Below are 1,269 nucleotides of genomic sequence, written 5' to 3'. Positions count from 1 at the left end.
ATAGTCGCAAACAACAGTCTCAACGTCGCCGATGATGGCGCTCTTGGTGACGGCTGTGAGGCTCAAGGAGAAGGCCTATTCTTGTGTCATAAAGACTTCACTGACGCTGCGATTAAGCCAATCTCCAACTCTACGTTGACGGTTAACATCGCCGACATGCCACTTTGTGCCAACCGTAGAGATGGCGAGCTCGCCGAATGCGTCACGTTTGAAGGCATCGATCTTATCAAATCGCCTTTCGTCATTGCCGCCAATAACGCATCTGGCTCGTTTGATGTGTCTGGTATCAACAAGCAACACAAACTGCCAGTGGGCGCGGACATTTCATCGTGTAACGATTGTCACAAAGAGCTGACTATCCATAAGCTCGGTGAGCATCCACATGCCGCCACCGACTTCCAACAATGTAAAAACTGCCATAACTCCGAACGTTCTGCGTTTTATCCTGGAATGGCGGCTGATCTGAAGTACCACGTGCACTCATTCCACGCCTTTGGCTCCGCTCATAGCGGTGAAGCGCCTTTCCCTGGCGCAGTCAACAACTGTGAGGCCTGCCATACCAATGCTCAATACAACTTACCTAGCCAACAAAATACGCGCCCTTCTCTTGCAAGTGGCAAGTACTTTAGTCCTGCATTAGTCGCCTGTGGCGCGTGTCACCTAGAGTCATCTTTAGCTAATGCTGACCCGGATACCGTGGCAGGAGATGCGCCTCTGAACCATATGCTGAATCACGGCGCGGTATTTGGAGCAGACACAGCAGCACAAGCCATGGGCTCCGAACAATGTGCGACTTGCCATGCCATTGGTCAGTCACAAGGGGTAGATAAGGTTCACAAGGTATACGACTACCGTTGAATTCGTCATTGAACACAATGCTTTGACAATTAAGGATAAGAAAAGGAAGAGCTATGAAAGCAATGTTTCTGCGGTGGTTGGTAGCTGGGATACTTGGGTTAGGCGTCATCTTCACCGTCAGTTCGGAAGATGTCGCCAAGCCAGAACCCGAAGCGGCGACGTTAACTCAAGAAGAAATTGAAACCATATTAGACACCAAGTTTTCCGAGGGAAAATATTCACGCCGCGGACCAGATGGCTGCCTTCGTTGCCATGACGATACATCAGACAAACCCGCTACGGGTATTTTCGACAACATTCATGGCAAGTCCGCAAACCTGCATGGGCCAATGAATGATAAACAGTGTGAAGCATGCCATGGCCCAGCTAACAATCACGAGCGCAATCCACGAAAAGGACAAGTTCGTGAAC

1 protein-coding gene and 1 pseudogene are annotated in these 1,269 nt (G+C 50.0%); both read left to right on the top strand.

Annotation, left to right across the window (positions count from 1 at the left end; translation table 11 throughout):
* Positions 1–858 (top strand): multiheme c-type cytochrome (locus tag R7P72_RS24845; protein WP_318110938.1); only part of this gene is annotated, 858 nt, incomplete at its 5' end.
* Positions 859–911: 53 nt separating this feature from the next.
* Positions 912–1,269 (top strand): annotated as a pseudogene (locus R7P72_RS24840) (cystathionine beta-synthase); the annotation flags it as partial.

The organism is Vibrio sp. Vb0888 (genome assembly GCF_033338835.1).
Lineage (GTDB): Bacteria > Pseudomonadota > Gammaproteobacteria > Enterobacterales > Vibrionaceae > Vibrio > Vibrio alginolyticus.
The sequence above is the reverse complement of the archived record's forward strand: the minus strand, read 5'-3'. Positions and strand labels throughout refer to the sequence as shown.